Below are 20,707 nucleotides of genomic sequence, written 5' to 3' on the forward strand. Positions count from 1 at the left end.
CGAGAAAAGATAAAACTTTTCCACACCTATTTTAAAATTAATTTGAAATGCTCGACTATTGTTTTGTTAATGACTTACTATTTATTGATCTAGAATTAGTACGCTACTTTTAACTCGCCACAATTTCAATGCGAATTTTATCAGCAATCATTGCAATAAATTCCGAGTTTGTTGGCTTTGATTTTAAATGGTGAACCGTGTAGCCAAACATTTCGGAAATCGATTCGTAATTGCCTCTGTTCCACGCCACTTCAATCGCATGGCGAATGGCACGCTCTACGCGCGAAGGCGTTGTATTGAATTTTTGTGCGATATCTGGATACAAAATTTTAGTTACAGAGCTTAGGAGCTCAATATCGTAATAAACCATTTGAATGGCTTCACGTAAATATACATAGCCTTTAATATGTGCAGGTACACCAATTTCCTTAATAATTGCAGTAATTGTCGTATCAAGCTGACGCTGGTCTACTTTTTTTGCCTCTTTAGGCTGTAATACACTTGTGCGTTGCTGCTTTGTCGGCTCAGGTATGTGCTTCGCGCATTGCAGGATTTTTTGTTCTAGTTGCTCAAATTCAAAAGGCTTTAGCATAAAGTAGGAAGCACCATAATTAACAGCTTGCTTCATCACATCTTCTTGCCCAAAGGCAGTCAGCATAATTACTTGCATATCAGCTAAACGCTCATCATTATACAGTGTTTCTAGCACAGCTAAGCCATCAAGATGAGGCATAATTATATCGAGCAGCAATACATCTGGTTGCTCCTCTTCTAGCATTTTAATACATACTTTACCATTTTGTGCAGTCGCAATTAATTCGATATTAGGATGATTTGTGAAATATGTTTCCATCGCTTTCAACAAATCTCGATTGTCATCTGCAATTGCTATTTTTACTTTTGACATCCATAAAGCCCCCTTAAATAATTTATTTCCACAGTTTCCCCTATAATTTCACCCCATAGATGATCAATTCGCTAATTTCTACTCGAAAGTTGCTACTATCATGTTGATTGGATTATGGAGCACCGCTTTTGAGTTTTCGACATAACTAATTAAAATCCTTTATTATGTATTAAAAATAAGTATGAGGTTATAGATATTCCTTATGCATTGACAAAAAGCTACTTTTTTCCACAAATTATTCTAGCCATCTTTTTCTATTTTAACCGAAATATTCGTAAAAGACTATACCTGAAGCATAGGTATAGTCTTTTAGTCCTTATTTCGGAGATTTTTTTAGCATTTCACCAATCGACAAAGCTGCTCCTTTTGCAGGATGTTCGACAAACATATGCGTTACCGCTCCTACAAAACGGTCATTTTGAATAATTGGACTGCCGCTCATACCTTGCAAAATACCACCTGTTTTGCGAAGCAATTTAGGATCTGTCACACGAAACACAATATTCGCTCCATCAATTTTATCAATTGTAATGGTAAAAGCTTCAACTTTTTCTCCCTCAATTGCTGTTAACAATTGTGCCTCACCACGTTTTATTTCCGATTCATGCATAATTTCAATCGGTTGTCGCAAACTTTTTTGTAAACCTTGCTCCCATTCACCAAATACACCGTAGACATTGTTAAATAAAACATTTCCTAAACGCTTCTGTTCTTTGTTGACAATGGAAATTTTATAGCCAGGTTGACCAGGCTCACTTTTTTTCACTTGGGTAATGGAGGCTAAAAAAATGGCACCAGTAGTAAATGGAGGTGGCATTGTAAGAGCACTATCTACAATTTGATGTCCAAGTGCTCCGTATTCATTCGTTGTAGGATCAAGAAATGTGAGTGTTCCAATGCCATCTGTTTCATCTTTTAAAAAGGGCATCATATTGTTTATTTCTTCACTTGATAATTGTAAAACTTTTTCTTTATTGGCACGTTCGATACGTAGCTCTGCTTGCTCCTTAACCTCAGTAAGTTGACCAAGCTGATTGATTTCTTTTCCATCAATCGCGAGCACCTTATCACCTTGTTTAAGCCATTCGCCATTTGGTAAAAGTATATCATGTGATACATAAACAAATGGTAATTTTAACTGAATACCAATTGATTGCCCCATAGGTATTAGCTCTTTTGCTGATACTTGTATAGGTATTAAAATAAAAAAAACAACTAACAAAAGATTACGCAAATGGCACATTTTTATGTCACCTCCTTTCTTATCTTACCGATACTATGTGCGGACTTTTAATTAGTTATGAACGGTAAATATTTGTCGTTTAGGTGATAAAAAAATTGCGCCTCTTATCTATGCCTCTGACTGTGCCTTTTATATAAAATCGGGCTAAAGAATAATAAAAATTCTGCTTTATTTATCCAGCTAATACTTGGATAAAAAGGAGAAGGTTGTCTGAAAGCAAATGCGCTAGCCTGCTTTCAAACAACCTCTATTCAAACAATTCACTTGTTATTGCATTGCCTGTTTTCTTGCGTCCGCTATTTCTACAAGCTCTTGAGCATGCTGCAATGTTAAATCGGTAATTTCTGCACCGCTCATCATACGACTTACTTCCTCAATGCGTGCACGCTCTTTAATTTCTGTAACCGTAGTAAATGTTCTGTCATGCTCTACTTGCTTTTTAATTAAATAATGCTGATCTGCCATCGCAGCCACTTGCGGTAAATGAGAAATGCAGAGCACCTGTGAATGGATGGAAATCGCTGCGATTTTTTCAGCAATTGCTTGCGCAACACGCCCACTGACACCTGTATCTACCTCATCAAAAATAATGGATGTAATACCATTTGTTGAGGAGAAAATAGTCTTTAATGCAAGCATCATACGTGACAATTCACCACCAGATGCAATTTTCGGTAATGATTTAGGTGGTTCACCAACATTTGTCGCAATGTAAAATGCCACATAATCCTTACCATATGCATCAAATCCTTCAAGGGATTCGAATTTGACAATAAACTCTGCCTTTTCCATATGTAATACACGCAACTGTTCCATAATTGCTTCACTTAGTAATAAAGCTTGCTTTTTACGTATTTCAGTTAATGTGGAGGCTAGCTGTGTAAGTTCTTCCTCCATTTGACTTAAGCGCAATTCATTTTTTTGTATTGTTTCATCGCGATTCATCAATTGCATTAGCTCAGCCGCTATTTTATCATAATATGCTAAAATTTCTTCAACGGTTGTACCATATTTGCGCTTCATTGTTTGATATTGCGCTAAACGTTGCTCAACCTCGTTTAGACGTCCCGCATCAAATTCCAATTCATCCAGCACATTTTTAATTTGATAGCTTGCATCCTGCAATGCATAAAAGCTCGTTGTCACTGCCTCAGTAGCCTCTTTAAAATGCTCATCTAATGAAACGATATCCTCCAGCGCTGACATCGCATTCCCTATATAATCTAAGCCATGCTGCTCTCCAGAAATCGCCTCATAGGCAATACTTGCACGTTCAAAGATTTTATGGAAGTTCATTAATCGCAAACGTTCCTCCATTAGCGCATCTTCTTCCCCAAGCTTTAATGCAGCTTCCTCTAGCTCATTCATTTGAAATTGATATAAATCAATGCGCTGTGCCATTCTTTGCTCATCTAAACTAAGCTCAGCCACTTCACGCTTTAAGCTACGGTAAGCTTCATATTTCTCATTATATGCCGCTAAAAATGACGAAAGCTCTTCATATGCGAAATGATCCAGTAAGTTGATATGCTGCTTTTCATCCATTAATTCTTGATTTTCATGCTGGCCATGTATATCAATAAGGCTACCACCAATCTCCCGTAACACGTTAGTTGGTACAAGCTTGCCATTGATGCGACAAACACTTTTGCCATTATCATTAATATCACGACGCAAAATAATTGTGCCGTCCTCATATTCAATTCCGGCTTCGTCTAATTTTGCAAAGACAGGGTGATGGTCATCCATGATATGAAATAAGCCACCTAGCTCCGCTTTTCTAGCACCGTGGCGAATAAATTCATGGGAACCACGCCCACCGGCTAGCAAATGAACAGCATCAATGATAATGGACTTTCCTGCACCCGTTTCACCAGTTAAAACTGTTAACCCATCCGCAAAGCTCACTGTTAAATCATCTATAATCGCAAAGTTTCGAATACTTAGCTCTCTTAACAAGAAAACCCACCTCTTATAGCATGTCTAATAAACGTTCTTTAATCACTTCTCGGTCTGCCTCTGTGCGACAAATTAGTAAAATTGTATCATCACCCGAAATAGTTCCTAATAGCTCATCCCAATCTAAATGATCAAGTAAGGAAGCGATTGCATTTGCATTTCCCGGCAATGCTTTAACAACTAGAAAATGTGACGCACCATCAATGCTAACAAAAGCATCTGCTAACGCACGACGCAGCTTTTGAATTGGATTAAAGCGCTGATCTGCGGGCAGGCTATATTTATAACGACCATCTTGCATTGGCACTTTTACTAAATGAAGCTCTTTAATATCGCGCGACACAGTTGCCTGAGTGACATTATAACCTGCATTTTTCAAATGCAATACTAAATCATCCTGTGTTTCTATTTCATTATTTGTAATAATGTCACGAATTCGAATATGGCGTTGACCTTTATTCAATTCCCTCACCTCTTATGAATAATTATGTATTTGTATTAATAACACTACCATTTCATTCATAAAAGCACAAGAAAAATAGGCATTGGCAAATCAATTATGCGTGAGCATATTGGCACCTTTACCTATTTTAAATTTTAACCCCTATTAGCAAGATGAAAATGTGGTGCTTTTATTTAACCTTTAATTCGCGATGCGCTTGCTCCACAATTTGCTCAAAATGAACAAATGGAGCAATCGTTTCCCCCTCTTTCGGATTAGCGAGATGGAATAAAAATTCAATATTCCCTTCGCCACCTGTTATTGGTGAATAGGACGCATCCTTCACAACAAAACCGAGTTCCGTTGCCATAATAGCGGTGTTTTGAAGCACCTCTAAATGAATTTTCGGATCACGTACAATGCCCTTTTTGCCGACATTTTCTTTCCCAGCCTCAAATTGAGGCTTGACTAATGCCATTACATCACCACCAGGTAATAACACCGTTTTCAGTACAGGCAAAATAAGTGACAAGGAAATAAAGGATACATCTATTGTCGCAAAATCAGGTAATCCTTCGGTTAAATCTTCCGGCTTTGTATAGCGAAAATTGGTTTTTTCCATTACTGTTACACGCTCATCAGAACGGATTTTCCACGCTAATTGGTTTGAACCTACATCTAGAGCATAGCAATGACGTGCGCCGTTTTGCAGCGCACAGTCCGTAAAGCCACCTGTGGATGAGCCGATATCCAGCATTAATTTGCCTTCAACTGACATTTCAAATATTTCGAGGGCTTTTTCAAGCTTCAAACCACCTCTACTCACATATTTTAGCTGTGAGCCTTTCACTTGTAGCGGCGCATCAGTAGCAATTTTTTCTCCTGCTTTATCAATGCGTTCCTCGTTTGAATAAACAAGTCCTGCCATAATGGAGCGCTTTGCTTTTTCACGTGTTTCACAAAGCCCACGTTCCACTAATAAAATATCTACACGCTCTTTCGGTTGCTTCGTCATACCGTTTTTAAATCCTCTTGCTGCTTTAATTGAACAAGCTTTTGCAAACGACGAACCGCTTCCTCTGCTGTCACATGTATTTCAGCTAATAATTCATCTACATTGCCATGCTCAATAAATTCATCAGGTATACCGATGCGGTCAATAAATGTATTGTACTGATGCTCAGCAGCAAACTCTAAAACAGCGCTACCGAAGCCACCTTGCAATACAGCTTCCTCAATTGTTAATATTGGCATATTTTCTTGCATTAACTTATGCAAAATCGCCGTATCCAATGGCTTAATAAAACGTGCATTGATAATTTTCACGCTAATTCCTTTTTGCTGCATCGCCTCTGCCGCTTCAAACGCCATTGGGATTGTTGTACCGAATGTTAAAATTGCTGCATCCGTTCCTTCGCGTAGCACTTCCCATGTGCCAATTGGAATCGCTACCATTTCCTCATCGAGCACTACACCAATGCCATTGCCACGTGGATAACGTAGCGCAATTGGACCATCATTATACTCAAGTGCCGTTTTTACCATATGTTGCCCTTCATTTTCATCCTTCGGCATCATTAGTACGATGTTCGGGATATGACGTAAAAAGGCAATATCAAAGACACCTTGATGCGTTTCACCATCTGCTCCAACTAAACCAGCACGGTCAATGCCTATAAAGACATTTAAGTTTGGTCTTGCAATATCATGCAACACTTGGTCATAGGCGCGCTGTAAAAACGTTGAGTAAATAGCTAGAAACGGCTTCATTTCTTGCGTTGCAAGGCCTGCTGCCATCGTTGCTGCATGCTGTTCAGCAATCCCTACATCAAAGAAGCGTTGCGGGAAATCACGTTGAATACCTTCTAATTTAGAGCCAACAGGCATCGCCGGCGTAATCGTTACAATACGTTCATCTTCCTTCATACATTTGCGCACAGATTCCGCAATTAAGCTACTCCATGCAGGACCTGTTGTAGTAGATTTTACAAAAGCCCCTGTTTCCATTTTATATGGACCTGTTCCATGCCATGTACCAACGGTATCATCTTCTGCCGGCTTATAGCCTTTACCCTTTTTCGTAATAACATGCACTAATACAGGGCCATTTACTTTTTTCGCATAATCTAATGTTTTTTCAAGTGCCTCAAAATCATGCCCATCAATCGGCCCTAAATACTTAAAGCCTAGCTCCTCGAAAAAGACGCCTGACACTACTAAGTATTTTAAGCTATCTTTCACTTTTTCTGCAGTTTGTGCTAGCTTGCCACCGACAACTGGAATTTTATTCATTAAAGTCTCTAGCTCTTCTTTTGCTTTTGAATATTCCTTCGCTGTACGTAATCGACCTAACACATTATGCAGTGCACCAACATTTGGAGCAATCGACATTTCATTATCATTTAAAATAACAATCATATTCGTTTTTTCATGACCGATATGATTCAACGCCTCTAGTGCCATACCACCTGTTAAAGCACCATCACCAATAATTGGAATGACATAGTTATTATCCTTTTTAATATCTCGCGCAGCAGCCATACCCATCGCGGCTGATAAAGATGTTGAACTATGCCCTGTTTCCCACTCATCATGTTCGCTTTCAACACGTTTTGGGAATCCACATAAACCTTTAAATTGGCGTAATGTATCAAACTCTCCAGCACGTCCTGTTAATATTTTATGAACGTAAGCTTGATGCCCCACATCCCATAAAAATTTATCTTTCGGGCTATTAAACGTTTTATGCAACGCAATTGTTAGTTCTACAACACCTAAATTCGGCCCAATATGCCCTCCTGTTACGGAGCATTTTTCTATTAAAAATGAGCGAATATCTGAAGCTAATGCCTCAAGCTGCTGCTGATTTAATTTTTTCAAAAAGGATGGATTAGTTATTTTAGTTAAATCCACCTCATTCACACACCTTTACATTTATATATTCACCGTATTGTGATTTCTCTATTATAACAGCGTCCTCTGTCCATGTCATAAAATATGCTGTTTTTCCTATGAAACAACTCTTTCTGTCATAATACAATAAGCAGTTGTTTCCTTGAAAACTAGAAAAACAGCTAGTATCTGTCAATGAATGCTAACTAATATTGAAAATATGTTCTCTGTTTCAATATTTTCTCTACATCAATTACTTTTCGTATCTTCATCCCGCCATTTATAGAAGTGGGGAACTTCTATACCTGTCGCATTGCTACCGGTACTAAATAATTTGCTGTATCAAGTTAAAGCTTCATTGTACTATTTATTACGTTTCACAATATAGGTAGTCAAATCTCGCAGTACACTGCTGTCTCCAGATAAACGATTTAATGCGGCAAGCGCCAAAACAAAATGGTCGTTTAATTTTTCCTTTGCTCCTTCTAAAGTAAGCAATGCTGGGTACGTGCTTTTCTCGCTTGCAATATCTTTTCCTGCTGTTTTGCCAAGCTGCTCTGTCGTACCTTCAATATCTAAAATATCATCCTGAATTTGGAATGCTAAGCCAATGTGATGTGCGTACTCTACTAGCGCTGCGCGTTCTTCTGCTGTAGCACCTGATAAAACAGCTCCCGATTCAATGCTAAAGCGCAGTAGTGCACCCGTTTTATTCATATGCACTTGCTCAAGCTCTTGTAAATTTAATTGACGTTTTTCGCCATCCATATCCAACACTTGACCGCCAACCATGCCTTCTGCTCCTGCAGCCACACTTAGTAAATCGATTAGTTCAACTTTCACGTCATTTGCAACTGGCATGCGTGCTAAAATTCCGAAGCTTAAAGTATTCAATGCATCGCCAGCAAGCGTTGCTAATGCTTCCCCATAAACGATATGGTTCGTTGGTTTGCCTCTGCGCATATCATCATCGTCCATACACGGTAAATCATCATGAATGAGCGAATATGTATGAATCATTTCAACACATGAGCCGACTGTATAAGCAGGGACAAAATCTGTTTTAAAATAATCGCAAACCGCAGCAACAAATAATGGACGAATTCTTTTTCCACCCGCTTTTAATGAATAAAGCATCGATTCCTTTAATTGTGCAGGTGCAACAATTTCCCCAACTAAATCATACATTCTGTTCTCAATAGCTGGTGTATGCGTTTCAATAAATGTTGTTAATGGCATCAATTAATTCTCTCCATTTCCCGTTTGAAATGGCTGTTTATTGCCATTTTCATCAACGATTGATATTAGCTGTTGTTCTGCATGCTGCAATTTATCATTACAAAACTTGGAATATTCCATACCCTTTTTATATAAATCAATGGCTTCCTCCAGGGGCACTTCGCCTTGCTCTAATTTTCGTACAATTTCTTCTAATTCAGTCATTGCTTGTGCAAATGTTAAATTATCCATCCGTCATTCCCCCTTTTTCTAGTTCGACGTTTGTCACCTTCGCATGCACAATCCCATCTTGGTAATGAATTTCAATCATATCATCAACTGTTAATTGGGCTGCTTGCTGAATAAATTGCGCCTCCCGATACGTCACATTAAAGCCTTTTTCCATAATGGCTAAAGGATTTAACGCTGCAAGTGTTCGAATCGCCGCATGCAATTTTGATTTTTCGTTACTTAATCTGAGCTGCATTGTGCGACTAAGCTCCACTTTCAGCTGCACTAATTTCTGCTGCTCTATTTGTAGGGCATTTTGTGGTGAAGAAAGCTGCATTTTAGTAAAAACTTTCTCTGCCTCATTGCGTTTTTTCAACATATAAACGTGCATTGCTTGCTGTAGCTTCATATCGTTATGTGTCAAACGCTCAATAAAAGGTCGATACAATTTTTCAGGTGTTGCAAGCGGATATGATTGCTGATATTTCTGTAGACGATTTCTTTCAAAACGAAGTTGCGCTGTCACAATATGTTGCAGTCTAGCTACATTCGCTACAATGCGTTCCTTAAGCTCATGTTGGTTCGGTACAGCAAGCTCAGCTGCTGCCGTTGGTGTCGGCGCACGTAAATCTGCTACAAAATCCGCAATCGTTGTGTCTGTTTCATGTCCAACAGCGCTAATAATGGGAATTCGGCTTTCGAAAATAGCCCGCGCTACAATTTCTTCATTAAAAGCCCACAAATCCTCAATCGAGCCACCACCCCGCCCAACAATTAAAATATCACATTGCGCTAGTTTATTTGCCAATCTAATATTGCTGGCAATACTTGCGGCCGCACCAGCACCTTGCACAAGGGTTGGGTAAATACAAATTTCCGCCTGTGGATAACGTCGTCCGAGCGTCGTACAAATATCGCGAATTGCTGCACCAGTTGTTGCTGTCACAACCCCAACCGTTTTTGGGAAGGGCGGTAAAGGCTGTTTAAAATTTGGATTAAACAATCCCTCTTTTTGCAAGGTATCTTTCAGTTGTTGGAACGCAATAAATAAACCGCCAACACCGTCTGGTTCCATTGTTTGTACATAAAGCTGGTAAACACCCGCTGTTTCATAGACGTTAACATCACCACGAATATAAACCATCATCCCTTCCTCGGGCTTAAAGGCTAGCTTTGTTGCTGCAGCGCGAAACATTGTTGCTTGAATGCGTGCCGCATCGTCTTTCAATGTAAAATAAATATGGCCAGAGCTATGAACTTTCACATTCGATAGTTCCCCCTTTACATATACTTCACGTAAATGGGGGTCTGCATCAAATTTTCTTTTAATATATTTAGTCAATGCTTTAACAGTTAAATAAGAAGAGTTGCTCAAACTTACATCTCCCCTTTCTTATTTATTCATTTACCTTGTGTAGTTAATCGCGAAACATGCAAAAAATGGGGCTGTCTAGAAAGGAGCCCGTTTTCTAGCCAGCCAAAGCTTGTAGATTACATATTCGAATAGCAAGGGTTTCCTCTAAAGTTATATAAATTGCTACTATTCGCGGCGCAAAGGAGCTGTCTCAAATGCTGTTAGACAACTCCTTCTCATTCTTCATTGAAGATTTTAAATTTAACTTTACAATGTTTTTGCTGCTGCTTGTACTGTGTTTGCTAAAAGCATCGTAATTGTCATAGGACCAACACCACCAGGTACTGGTGTAATATGTGAGGCTATACCATCTACTGCAGCAAAATCAACATCGCCGCATAAATGATTGTCCTCATCACGATTAATACCTACATCAATAACAACCGCGCCCTCCTTCACATGCTCTGCAGTAATAAAGTTGGCACGCCCTACTGCAGCGATTAGAATATCAGCCTGCTTTGTAAATGATGCTAAATCTGGTGTTTTAGAATGTGTATACGTAACAGTTGCATCCTTTTGTAGTAACAGTTGCCCCATTGGCTTTCCTACAATATGGCTACGTCCTACGATAACGGCATGCTTACCCGCCACATCGATTCCGCTAAATTCCAATAATTTCATTACTCCATAAGGCGTACAAGGTAAATAAGTTTCTTGCCCAAGCATCATTTTTCCTACGCTAACTGGCGCAAAGCCATCAACATCTTTATTAGGAGAAATTGTCGCAATAACTGAATCTTCATTAATGTGCTTTGGTAATGGTAGCTGCACAAGAATGCCATGAATATCATTGCGCTCGTTTAATTGGCGAATATGTTCAAGTAACTCTTGCTCTAAGATTGATTCTGGCAAAGCAATTAGCTCTGAATACATACCGATTGCTTCACAAGATTTTTGTTTATTTGCTACATATGTTTTAGAAGCAGGATTATCTCCAACCAATACAACAGCTAAACCAGGTGTGATACCTTTTGCTTTTAGTTCCTCCACTTGTTTTGCTACAGAGCTTCTAATTTCTTGACCAATTTCTTTTCCATTTATAATTGCACTTGACATACTACAGTTCCTCCCAATTCACTATGCTTGTTCTGTAAATTTCGAAAGCACACCATTTACAAATTTGCTTGATTTATCATCGCCAAATACTTTACACAATTCAATCGCTTCATTTAATACAACTCGGTTTGGTGTATCTGGCATAAATAACAATTCATAAACGGCTAAGCGTAATACTGTTCGTTCAATTTTCGGTAGACGATTTAATGTCCAATTTTCTAGTTTGTCGCTAAGCGCTGCATCAATTTTTTCTTTTTGCTCCGCAGTCCCACGCACCAATTGCTCAAAAAAAGCATTGGATGACTGCTCTTCTAGAACATGCCCGATTGCTTCTTCAATTGGCAGCTCCGTACTATCTAACTGAAATAGCACCTGCAATGCTTTTTGACGTGCATCATGTCGCTTCATGATAAAAACTCCTTCATTAATCAATTACATCTCTGCTAACCCACTTGTATCAAGATAACATTCCGTCTTATCATAGCATAATTTCCCTGTCATAGCACAGCTTGTTGTAAATTTTAAAAAATTAAAACGCTTTCATTTTGTCGATTACTTTTCAATGCTGTTAATGTTTGGCTTTATTTGTTAAAATAGTATCGTAACGAAGGAGGAGCAGCATGTCATATACAGTTTTTCTTATATTGTTTGCAGTTGTTTTAGGATTGCTAGGTGGGATTTTTAACTTGCCGTTTTGGCTAATTATTGCAGCTATTTTTGGATTAAGTCTTATTCGAATTGGCTATATCTACTATATCGTTCAGCTTTCCCAAAATACGAAAACAATCCATGCATTTTTAGAGAAAAATAAAAAGCAGCTTGTTTATGAGTATGTTTTAGCAATTGGTAACGGCTCTGTCACTGAACAGAGAAGGATAATAGATGCCATATTAAAAAAATACCCATCACAGATGATGCAGGCTACATATAAAATGAATAGAGCACTATTAGAGCGAGATTACACACTTGCCATGCAGGAAATTCAGCCAATCACTGAAAAACCTCTTGGTCAATATTGCATCGCAATGATTTATGCCTTGCAAGGCAAGCACGAGCAAGCATTGCAAATCCCTCTAAAACATCCTTGGCAGAAAGCTCTCGTTGAAACCATTATCGCCCACAATGAGCAAGCGGCGAATTATGAGGACAAAAAGATGCAAGCAATTAGCCTGTCACGTGGGATTCAACGCTATATAAATACATATTTCTTGCGAGATTTGGAACAACAAAACGAAGCGGTCTGAAATTGATTTCAGACTGCTTCTTTTGACGCGTAATCATAGAGGCGAATATTTAATATATTAGCTTCACTATTTCTTTTTCGTTTCAAATGCAACAAAACCCTTATTTCCACAATCTTTATTTATACCTTTTCATTAAACATATATATTCTAACCTTATGTATAGTATGTGGTGAATTTAGGTGCAAGCGAGATGTAAAATGATAAATGAAACACTTCTAGCAGGTATCCTAACAATGCGAATAAATAAAATCGAGCCGTTCAGATAGAACTTTTTTCTAAATAGCTCGATTTGCTTTTCTTCGATTTCGCATATAAACGCCCTACTGCTTTACGAAATCGTGATTCTGTATCTGTTGCTTCATTTTCGGTATATAATATTGCGCCTATAGTACTCATCCTAACAAAACATGATTGAATAGAAATAAAATTCTACTCCGCAACAAGTTCATTAGCAATAGCTAATAATTTTTCCAATGCTATTTTATCCTCTGTTACTTTTACTTGGCTAATTGTTATAAACATATTGTTATGCACGAACAATAGCTTTTCCTGTTGTTCATTGTAATTGAACTCACGCTCTTCATCTATTATTTTCTGGTAATGTGATAAATCCTCAGTTGTCATAATTAACTTCACTTTTGGCTGAATGATAATCTGAAAAATATATTCATCTTGAAAATAATTACCATATATTAAACTCATATTACTAAAAGCTTTTGTATTTAAGCTTTCTTCCTTTGTAATATATGGTTTATTATGAAGCAATGCTTCTTGATATAAAGTTTCTATTTCCTTAGCAAATTGTTCTCCCTCTTGCTGATTTGGCATCTGATACTGATAACGTAGCTCTTCAAACTTAAATTGGCCAAGCAATTTTTCTTTAATCGTTAACGATGTCATAAATTGCATTGGAATGTCTGCAAAATCTTTAGATTCATTGCGTTTTAAAAGATTTCCTGTGTCGCATCTTCAGCATCTTGCTTATTTCTTAAGATGCCATAGCAATAGCGGAAAATTTTCGCATAATATTGTTGGAGAATTTGTTCCTTTGCATCCACTGCTTCGTCTTCTCCACGATACATTATCGTTTTCGAATACATACGCCCCCACCTTTCTACTTAATAAGACAATTCACTGGAATGAAATGTGACATGATTAGTGAAAACAAGTGCTTTTTTTCTACGTATGACCTCCTCTTTTTACGAATATACTAAATAATAGTAAAAGGAGGATTGTCATTTATGTTATTGCTCTTTTTAATTAACCATTGGATCTTTTTTATTTTAGTAATGATTTTAATGATACTTGGAGGGCTTTTAAGCTTTCTACTCCCTCGTATTCCGTCGCTCATTTTCATTGTGCTTTTTGCTCTAATTAGCTTCGGCTATACACGCTTATACGACGCAGCTTACTTCACAATACCCATCCTTCTTATGACATGTATCTTCACTGCCATTCCTATTGTACTTGTTAAATATACATTATATTTACAGCGCGTTGGGGAACGCTTAGAAGCATCAACTTCAAAATCCGTGTAATTATTTCAAAAAAATCGATGCTGTTGGGGAATGCATGTACAAGCTATTTCCTAACAGCTTTTTTCTATGTCACAAAATTGACATAATAAATAACTAAATTTTCTAACTATTCCGTTGACCATTTCATCTTGTTATAATACAATGCAAATATAAATAAAATTATATATAACAGTTATCCATAAGGAGGAATATACAATGTTAGAAAACGTAGTAGAATTTTTCAGAAATTTACCGGAGAAAACTTGCGTGCAATGCGGCAACAAAATGGAAGAGCAAAGTGAATGCTACAGCCATAGCTGCGAAAATTGCAGTTCTCTATAAACGAAAAGACCATCAACATTCAAATTGATGGTCTTTTTACATAATTAATCTACTTGCATCTTTCTTTTAAACACTAAAATGGCGACTATTAAAAGCAATATGCCGTAACCTAATACCCAACTCAAATTAGTAGTAATGCCACTTCTCATACCACTTATAATGGCTTTCCCCATATCCACAGCATGTACAAATGGTAATTTATAAGCGACCGTTTTAAAAGTATTTCCTACAAGCTCTAGGCTAAACCATGTGCCTGATAGCCATGCGACTATATTTGTCAATAAACCACCACAAATGCCTGCAACTGCTTTTTCATTGAAAATACTACCGCATAATAAACCAATGCCAATAAATATAATCGAGGTAGGTAGTAGCATTAGCCATGCCATAATAATTTCTATAGATGCGTTCATACCTAGTAATATCGCGACACCGTAGCAAATACTTCCTTGTGCGAGTGCCATTGGAATTAACGGTAGCGTGTAGCCAATAATATAATCAACCGCTGTCATCGGTGTTGTAAATAGCCTTGAGAGCATTGAGCTTGCTCTATCATTGGCAATTAATTGCGCTGAAAAGAGCGACATAAAGGACAGGCTGAATACAGCAATCCCCGGTGTTAATTGCTCAATTTGAAATAAATCATTTGGAATATTTTTCCCAATAGCTGTTAGTAGTAATAAAATAACGACAGGCAAGCCAATGCCAAATATTAATGTAAGAGGGTCACGTAAAATTTCCTTTGCTGTGCGCCCCGCGAATGCAAGCGCCCTCATCCAATCACTCCTCCTACAATACGGATAAAGGCATCCTCAAAGCGCTCTGTTGCTGTTTGCTGTATTAAGTCCTGTGCTGTCCCAAGCGCTTCTATATGACCATCTTTCATAATGCATATATGGTCTGCTAAAGCTTCTGCCTCTTCCAAATAATGTGTCGTTAAAATCAAGGTCACCTTTCCCTTTAAGTTTTGAATGACCGCCCATAGCTCACGTCTTGCCAAAATATCTAAGCCTAATGTCGGCTCATCGAGAAATAAAATTTCAGGTTCGCTAATTAATGCCATCGCGATGCTTAGCCTACGTTTCCAGCCGCCCGACAATATTTTACTACGCTGCTTTTCAACAGGATGCAGAGAAAATAATGTCAGCATTTCCTCTACTTTGCGTTCCGCTAACGTTTTATGAAAACCATGAACGCCTGCCATAAGCCGCAAATTTTCTCTTACAGATAGATTTGGTGCAATCGCTGTTTCCTGTGGTGAAACGGCGATTAGCTCCTTAAGCTTTTGCTTGCCTGTAATAATGCTATTTCCTAACAAAAACGCTTCGCCTCCTGTTGGCTTGATTAAGCAAGATAACATATTAATAAGCGTTGTTTTTCCAGCCCCATTCACGCCGAGCAAGGCAAAAATTTCTCCTTGCTGAATGGTGAATGATAATGGATGAACTGCTGTTTTAGTTCCATATTTTTTACCCAAGCCACGGACATCAATGGCAACAATCATTCGCTTTCCTCTCTTTCCAATTTATTCATTCGAAGCGCCTCGCTGAAAAACTTTTGCGTATAGCTTTCTGGTATAATTGCCAACCCACGTTCCTCATCCCCAACAATCACAAGTGCATCGCCCACCTCTATTTTGAACAAATCTCTCGCCCTTTTCGGAATAACAATTTGTCCTCTTTCTCCGACGACTGCGACGCCAAATAAATGCTTGCCCTTTGGTGCAATCCCTAGCCCAATTTCATCTTGATGATTCACTAAGTCATCCAGTGTCACATCATATAATTTTGCTAGCTCTATACAACTTGTCATATCAGGAATTGATTCACCCTTTTCCCATTTTGCTACAGCCTGACGTGAAACATTAATTTTTTCTGCTACCTCTTCTTGTGTATATTGATGCTTCTTTCGCAATTGCTTCAAATTCACACTTATCATATTTTTCATCTCCTCTTTTTTATTATTTCCGATTATTACAGCATCGTCTATCAACTAACAGTAACATGAATGTTAATACTAGTTACCTTCGTGTTTTTCTTTAATCACGAAACTTTCTGAACCATTTTCCGTATATAATAGTAGGAAAGGAGTGACAAAAATGGTACCACAAGAAATTTTATCAATGACCAATTTAACGAAAGGCTATGGCAGTAAAGAAGTTTTAAAGGGGGTAGATTTATATGTCTACCAAGGAGAAATTATCGGTTATATCGGACCGAATGGTGCTGGTAAAAGCACAACAGTAAAGTTGATTTTAGGCATTGAGGAAAATTATGAAGGCGAAATTCGTTTGTTTGGTGAAAATATAAAAAATGGGGCATTGGACTACAAACGGAGAATTGGCTATGTGCCTGAAATCGCTGACGTTTATGATAATTTAACAGGCTATGAATATTTAACATTTATCGGGGAGCTTTACGGATTATCATTAGAGGAGGCTGCTCGTAAATCAGAAGCGTTAATGGAGTTATTCGGTGTTGGCGAAGCATATCATTCCCGTATTTCTTCCTATTCAAAAGGAATGCGGCAAAAGCTATTAATTATTTCAAGCGTTTTACATAATCCAGATATTTTATTTTTAGATGAACCAATTAATGGCTTAGATGCCAATAGCGTAATGATTTTTAAGGAAATTTTAACGCAATTAGCCGCTCAGGGAAAAACAATTTTTTATTCATCGCATATTATGGATGTCGTCGAAAAAATTAGTAGCCGTATTGTGTTGCTACATGATGGCAAAGTGGCTGCTGATGGCACGTTTGAAGAATTGCAAGCAACAAACACTGAAGGTACTTTAGAGCGTATTTTCAACCAATTGACAGGCTTTGACCGCCATCAAGAAATCGGTGAGCAATTCGTAGCCGTTGTTGGCGGAGGTACGCGATGACAGATTTCAAAATGCTCCGATTACTTGATAAATTGCGCTTTCTATTCAATAAAATCGGTGTTGACTATCAGATGATGCGCAAAATTTTACAAATAAAGCTGACGATGGATGAACGCAAAGTGCCCACCTTATTCAATCAATCAGCGAAGAAAAAAGAAAATACGAAAAATAGCTATATTAAATCATTATGGATTTATACATTAATGGGGCTTATGCTCATTCCGTTTCTCGCTTTCGGTACGCAATTTTTATTTCAAATGAGCATCGCCTATTCAATGATTCTTTTCGTTATTATGACGTCGATGATTTCGGATTTTTCCTCTGTGTTGCTCGATTTGCGTGACCGCAATATTCTCGGTACGAAGCCGATTTCTGCTAGAACAATTAATGCGGCAAAAATCGTTCATATTGTCACTTATTTAAGCTATTTAACGATTGCTTTCATGGCGATTCCACTGATTGTTTCTCTATTTACACAAGGCGTGCTGTTTTTTGCCATTACAGTGGTAGAGCTAGTGTTGAGCAATATTTTAATTGTCGTTTTAACAGCGATTTTGTATATTGCAGTTTTACGATTTTTCGACGGCGAAAAGTTGAAGGATATGATTAATTATGTGCAAATTGGCTTAACACTTGCGATGATGGTCGGCTATCAATTTGTTGTGCGCTCCTTTGAATTTGCCAATTTAAAAATAGTCGTCGAACTAGATTGGTGGAGCGTTTTCCTTATTCCCATGTGGTTTGCTGCCCCATATGAATTGTTCTTAAACGGCACAATCAACTTTTTCACCGTGACAATGAGTATGCTGGCAGTCGCGATGCCACTCTTTTCTTTGTGGCTGTACATTCAATTGATTCCGGCTTTTGAGCGCAATTTACAAAAGCTTTTAGCGACAAGCAAATCGAAAAAGGTAAAAACGAGTCGTATAAAAGCTTTCTTACTCAGTCTACTTTGCCCGACAAATGAGGAAAGAGCCTTTTATCGCTTCGCTTCTTTAATGATGAAAAAGGAGCGCGACTTTAAATTGAAGGTATACCCTTCTCTCGGCTTTTCGATTGTCATCCCATTTATTTTTATTTTTAACACAATGCGCGATGAAACAATGAATTTTGCGACAAGCAATAGCTATTTAACGATTTATTTTTCCATGCTTATCATTCCAACTGCTTTACTTATGCTGCAATTTTCAAGTAACTATAAAGGCGCTTGGGTTTTCAAAGCTGTACCTATAACAAGCTTTGCTGCATATAAAAAAGGGGTGCTGAAAGCCTTTCTCGTGCAATTGTATACACCGCTTTATTTAATGATAAGCATCATTTTTTGCTTTATTTACGGCTTGCGAGTTGTGCCAGATTTACTTGTCGTGTTTGCAGTAAGCTGCCTTTATAGCGTCATTTGCTATATCGCATCAAAGCCGCCAATTCCGTTTTCAGAGCCTTCCACCCAATTGAACGAATCACAAAGTTGGAAGATGCTTGGGCTACTATTACCGTTAATTCCATTTGTCATTGTCCATTTTGCTCTTTTGAAAGCAGGCAGCCTGTGGCTATTCATTTATTTAGCGGTGTTGTGTATTAGTAATATTGCCGTTTGGAAAGTGTTTTTAGGAGAAAAGTCACAATTCGCTCATTAGACAGGTAAATTCGCTCATTAAACACCTAAATTCGCTCGTAAAAGAAATGAAGCGTCCCAAATGCCAGCAACGGCACGGCATTTGGGACAGCTCTCATTGTGCTTTCATTTTTTCTAATTGACGTACTGTCGGTGTTAAATTGGCAAAGAAATAAGCCTCGCGTAATTTGCGAGAAGGAACACTACCTACAACATAGCCTTGTGCACCGTGATGAATCATATTTGCCTGTACCGCGCTTAATGTGTCATAAACAGTTGTTAAACGAATAGATACTATTTCCTCTAATGTTAAACAATTTTCCGACACAAGCTTTTGTAATTTGGCTGATAGTAACTCCTGCTTACTTTTCACTTGTGCTGCTTGCACCTGTAAAAATTCATTGCAGCCATTTTGTTTTGCCTTTACTTTTTCGATTCCTTCTGCGACTGCTTCCATAACACCTAGCCCTAATGCTACTTGATAAAAAATGAAGGTCGGTCGAATGAGATTACAAAAACTTCTCGCATCCTCCGAAATAACTTGTTGCTGTGGAATAAACACATTGCTAAAGCGGCAGGAATATGTTGCACTGCCATTTACACCGATAAAATGCGTTTTTGATTGAAGCTGCAAATTTTCCTGCTTTGTTGATACAAGGAACATGATTTCATACTCACCAACGGCGGCGATAGCGCCAAATAAATGTTTATCACCTAAATTAGAAACGGCAGGCAAAACACCGTTAACAATATAGCCGCCCTCCACTTGCTGCGCAGATAATTGAAGCTTCTCTAGGCCCGCATAATATTTCATTGGATTAGATAAGGCTGTAGCACCTAATAGCTCGCCAGCTTCTAGCTGTGGCAAAATATTTTTTTGCAAATAAATATTTTTACTATTGCGCACATAAGTTAAGGCAGCTAAATGACACCATACACAAAATGCAGTCGTCATACATACCTTTGCTGTTTCTTGCACAACCGTTAATTCATCCAATAAAATGCTTTCTAGCTTCTTGCCACTTGATTGAAAAAAGCCTTCTTTACCTAATGCCGTGAGATAATCCTCTGCATAAAAAGCTTCCTCATCAATCTTTTTTACAAGAGGCTTTAATAGCTCATCTATTATCTTTTGTAATCGTAGCGTGCTGATGACCATTTTCTCCCCTCCCCTATTGTTAATCTGCTAATTCAGTTAATGACGTAATCGGCGTAGATACAGCCTCACGTGCCCGCTTTACCGCCGCTTCATCCGGTGCATCATAGAAGCATAAGCATTTTGTCATATCCTCACATACGTAAGTACGGGAAAATTTTACATCCGGTACTTCCTCATATTTCACAGAATTTTTCTTTTTACGCTCTAAATACTGCTCCATCGTAATTTCAGCAGGAATTTCCCATTCCACTAAATAATTGACATGCTCATTATTCTTTTTTACATTTTCTAAGTCCTGACCAATTAGGCGTACTTCCTTCACTAAGACGATTTCTACTTGTTGCTTTTCCAATGTTGCCTTTGCTAACGATTCATTTTTTGTTTCGATAATGAAATACGCACGGCTATAATTTTTCGCCACTTGTACTTCAATCACCTGCACTCCTTCTGCCCCATGCACTTGCTCAACAAGCTGTGAAAATTGCTCCTTGTTTGAAATACCTTTCACATTTGCTTCTACTAAAAATAAAGTCATTTTTTATTCCTCCAATTAAGTTATTTTATATTACTAAATTTACTTTTTT

General features: G+C 38.0%; 23 protein-coding genes. 5 read left to right on the forward strand and 18 right to left on the reverse strand.

Annotated elements, in window-relative coordinates; translation table 11 throughout:
* Window positions 1–109: 109 nt before the first annotated feature.
* The 11 genes from spo0A to nusB form a co-directional block, all read right to left on the reverse strand.
* On the reverse strand, window positions 110–907 hold the full coding sequence (gene spo0A, locus C9J36_RS08615) for a sporulation transcription factor Spo0A (protein ID WP_066162726.1): 798 nt from the start codon (window positions 905–907) through the stop codon (window positions 110–112).
* Between the two features lie 316 nt (window positions 908–1,223).
* Window positions 1,224–2,150 carry a SpoIVB peptidase S55 domain-containing protein gene (locus C9J36_RS08620; RefSeq protein ID WP_066162724.1) on the reverse strand — a complete coding sequence of 309 codons (927 nt, stop codon included), beginning with the start codon at window positions 2,148–2,150 and terminating at the stop codon, window positions 1,224–1,226.
* A gap of 267 nt (window positions 2,151–2,417) precedes the next feature.
* The gene (gene recN / locus C9J36_RS08625) at window positions 2,418–4,109 is read right to left on the reverse strand and encodes a DNA repair protein RecN (RefSeq protein WP_107942833.1); all 1,692 of its coding nucleotides are present in this window, start codon (window positions 4,107–4,109) and stop codon (window positions 2,418–2,420) included.
* Window positions 4,110–4,122: 13 nt separating this feature from the next.
* Entirely contained in the window at window positions 4,123–4,572 is a 450-nt protein-coding gene (gene ahrC, locus C9J36_RS08630) for a transcriptional regulator AhrC/ArgR (protein ID WP_066162719.1), read from the reverse strand.
* Window positions 4,573–4,741: 169 nt separating this feature from the next.
* Entirely contained in the window at window positions 4,742–5,566 is an 825-nt protein-coding gene (locus tag C9J36_RS08635; RefSeq protein WP_066162716.1) for a TlyA family RNA methyltransferase, read from the reverse strand.
* Window positions 5,563–7,464, reverse strand: a complete 1,902-nt coding sequence (dxs, locus tag C9J36_RS08640; RefSeq protein WP_066162715.1) for a 1-deoxy-D-xylulose-5-phosphate synthase — start codon at window positions 7,462–7,464, stop codon at window positions 5,563–5,565. The genes C9J36_RS08635 and dxs overlap by 4 nt, the downstream gene beginning before the upstream one ends.
* Before the next feature lie 342 nt (window positions 7,465–7,806).
* Window positions 7,807–8,682 carry a polyprenyl synthetase family protein gene (locus tag C9J36_RS08645; RefSeq protein WP_107943100.1) on the reverse strand — a complete coding sequence of 292 codons (876 nt, stop codon included), beginning with the start codon at window positions 8,680–8,682 and terminating at the stop codon, window positions 7,807–7,809.
* A 3-nt stretch (window positions 8,683–8,685) separates the two neighbouring features.
* Window positions 8,686–8,913 carry an exodeoxyribonuclease VII small subunit gene (gene xseB / locus C9J36_RS08650; protein WP_066162712.1) on the reverse strand — a complete coding sequence of 76 codons (228 nt, stop codon included), beginning with the start codon at window positions 8,911–8,913 and terminating at the stop codon, window positions 8,686–8,688.
* Entirely contained in the window at window positions 8,906–10,267 is a 1,362-nt protein-coding gene (gene xseA, locus C9J36_RS08655) for an exodeoxyribonuclease VII large subunit (RefSeq protein ID WP_107942834.1), read from the reverse strand. The genes xseB and xseA overlap by 8 nt, the downstream gene beginning before the upstream one ends.
* Window positions 10,268–10,513: 246 nt before the next feature.
* Window positions 10,514–11,362, reverse strand: coding sequence for a bifunctional methylenetetrahydrofolate dehydrogenase/methenyltetrahydrofolate cyclohydrolase FolD (folD, locus tag C9J36_RS08660; protein ID WP_107942835.1), 849 nt, complete (start codon window positions 11,360–11,362; stop codon window positions 10,514–10,516).
* 21 nt (window positions 11,363–11,383) lie between these two features.
* Entirely contained in the window at window positions 11,384–11,770 is a 387-nt protein-coding gene (gene nusB / locus C9J36_RS08665; RefSeq protein ID WP_066162702.1) for a transcription antitermination factor NusB, read from the reverse strand.
* A gap of 212 nt (window positions 11,771–11,982) precedes the next feature.
* Between nusB and C9J36_RS08670 the strand changes: the two genes are divergently transcribed.
* On the forward strand, window positions 11,983–12,606 hold the full coding sequence (locus tag C9J36_RS08670; protein ID WP_107942836.1) for a hypothetical protein: 624 nt from the start codon (window positions 11,983–11,985) through the stop codon (window positions 12,604–12,606).
* A 429-nt stretch (window positions 12,607–13,035) separates the two neighbouring features.
* Here the strand turns inward: C9J36_RS08670 and C9J36_RS08675 are convergent, their stop codons facing one another.
* Complete coding sequence (locus C9J36_RS08675; RefSeq protein WP_107942837.1) at window positions 13,036–13,515, reverse strand: hypothetical protein; 480 nt, start codon at window positions 13,513–13,515, stop codon at window positions 13,036–13,038.
* A 35-nt stretch (window positions 13,516–13,550) separates the two neighbouring features.
* Window positions 13,551–13,706, reverse strand: a complete 156-nt coding sequence (locus C9J36_RS08680; protein ID WP_107942838.1) for an RNA polymerase sigma factor — start codon at window positions 13,704–13,706, stop codon at window positions 13,551–13,553.
* Between the two features lie 141 nt (window positions 13,707–13,847).
* On the opposite strand from C9J36_RS08680, the gene C9J36_RS08685 reads away from it, so the two are divergent.
* Both C9J36_RS08685 and yhfH read left to right on the forward strand, forming a co-directional pair.
* Complete coding sequence (locus tag C9J36_RS08685; RefSeq protein ID WP_107942839.1) at window positions 13,848–14,144, forward strand: hypothetical protein; 297 nt, start codon at window positions 13,848–13,850, stop codon at window positions 14,142–14,144.
* A gap of 195 nt (window positions 14,145–14,339) precedes the next feature.
* Complete coding sequence (yhfH, locus tag C9J36_RS08690) at window positions 14,340–14,465, forward strand: protein YhfH (RefSeq protein WP_082798910.1); 126 nt, start codon at window positions 14,340–14,342, stop codon at window positions 14,463–14,465.
* 44 nt (window positions 14,466–14,509) lie between these two features.
* Here yhfH and C9J36_RS08695 read toward each other — a convergent pair whose 3' ends face one another.
* Genes C9J36_RS08695 through C9J36_RS08705 form a run of 3 tightly spaced genes read right to left on the reverse strand, consistent with a single transcriptional unit; the run spans window position 14,510 to window position 16,403 of the window.
* A complete protein-coding gene (locus C9J36_RS08695; RefSeq protein WP_066162693.1) occupies window positions 14,510–15,241 on the reverse strand; it encodes an ABC transporter permease in 732 nt (243 codons plus the stop codon).
* A complete protein-coding gene (locus C9J36_RS08700; RefSeq protein WP_107943101.1) occupies window positions 15,238–15,966 on the reverse strand; it encodes an ABC transporter ATP-binding protein in 729 nt (242 codons plus the stop codon). The genes C9J36_RS08695 and C9J36_RS08700 overlap by 4 nt, the downstream gene beginning before the upstream one ends.
* A complete protein-coding gene (locus C9J36_RS08705; protein WP_066162690.1) occupies window positions 15,966–16,403 on the reverse strand; it encodes a helix-turn-helix domain-containing protein in 438 nt (145 codons plus the stop codon). Before C9J36_RS08705 ends, C9J36_RS08700 begins: the two co-directional genes overlap by 1 nt.
* A gap of 160 nt (window positions 16,404–16,563) precedes the next feature.
* Here C9J36_RS08705 and C9J36_RS08710 point away from each other — a divergent pair, with 160 nt between their 5' ends.
* Entirely contained in the window at window positions 16,564–17,352 is a 789-nt protein-coding gene (locus C9J36_RS08710; protein WP_107942840.1) for an ABC transporter ATP-binding protein, read from the forward strand.
* Window positions 17,349–18,986, forward strand: a complete 1,638-nt coding sequence (locus tag C9J36_RS08715) for a hypothetical protein (protein WP_107942841.1) — start codon at window positions 17,349–17,351, stop codon at window positions 18,984–18,986. Before C9J36_RS08710 ends, C9J36_RS08715 begins: the two co-directional genes overlap by 4 nt.
* Before the next feature lie 93 nt (window positions 18,987–19,079).
* On the opposite strand, the gene C9J36_RS08720 is transcribed toward C9J36_RS08715, so the two are convergent.
* Together C9J36_RS08720 and C9J36_RS08725 are read right to left on the reverse strand one after the other, a co-directional pair.
* Complete coding sequence (locus C9J36_RS08720; protein WP_107942842.1) at window positions 19,080–20,123, reverse strand: acyl-CoA dehydrogenase family protein; 1,044 nt, start codon at window positions 20,121–20,123, stop codon at window positions 19,080–19,082.
* A gap of 19 nt (window positions 20,124–20,142) precedes the next feature.
* A complete protein-coding gene (locus tag C9J36_RS08725; RefSeq protein WP_066162676.1) occupies window positions 20,143–20,658 on the reverse strand; it encodes a DUF4242 domain-containing protein in 516 nt (171 codons plus the stop codon).
* Window positions 20,659–20,707: the final 49 nt, after the last annotated feature.

Source organism: Metasolibacillus fluoroglycofenilyticus, from assembly GCF_003049645.1.
Lineage (GTDB): Bacteria > Bacillota > Bacilli > Bacillales_A > Planococcaceae > Metasolibacillus > Metasolibacillus fluoroglycofenilyticus.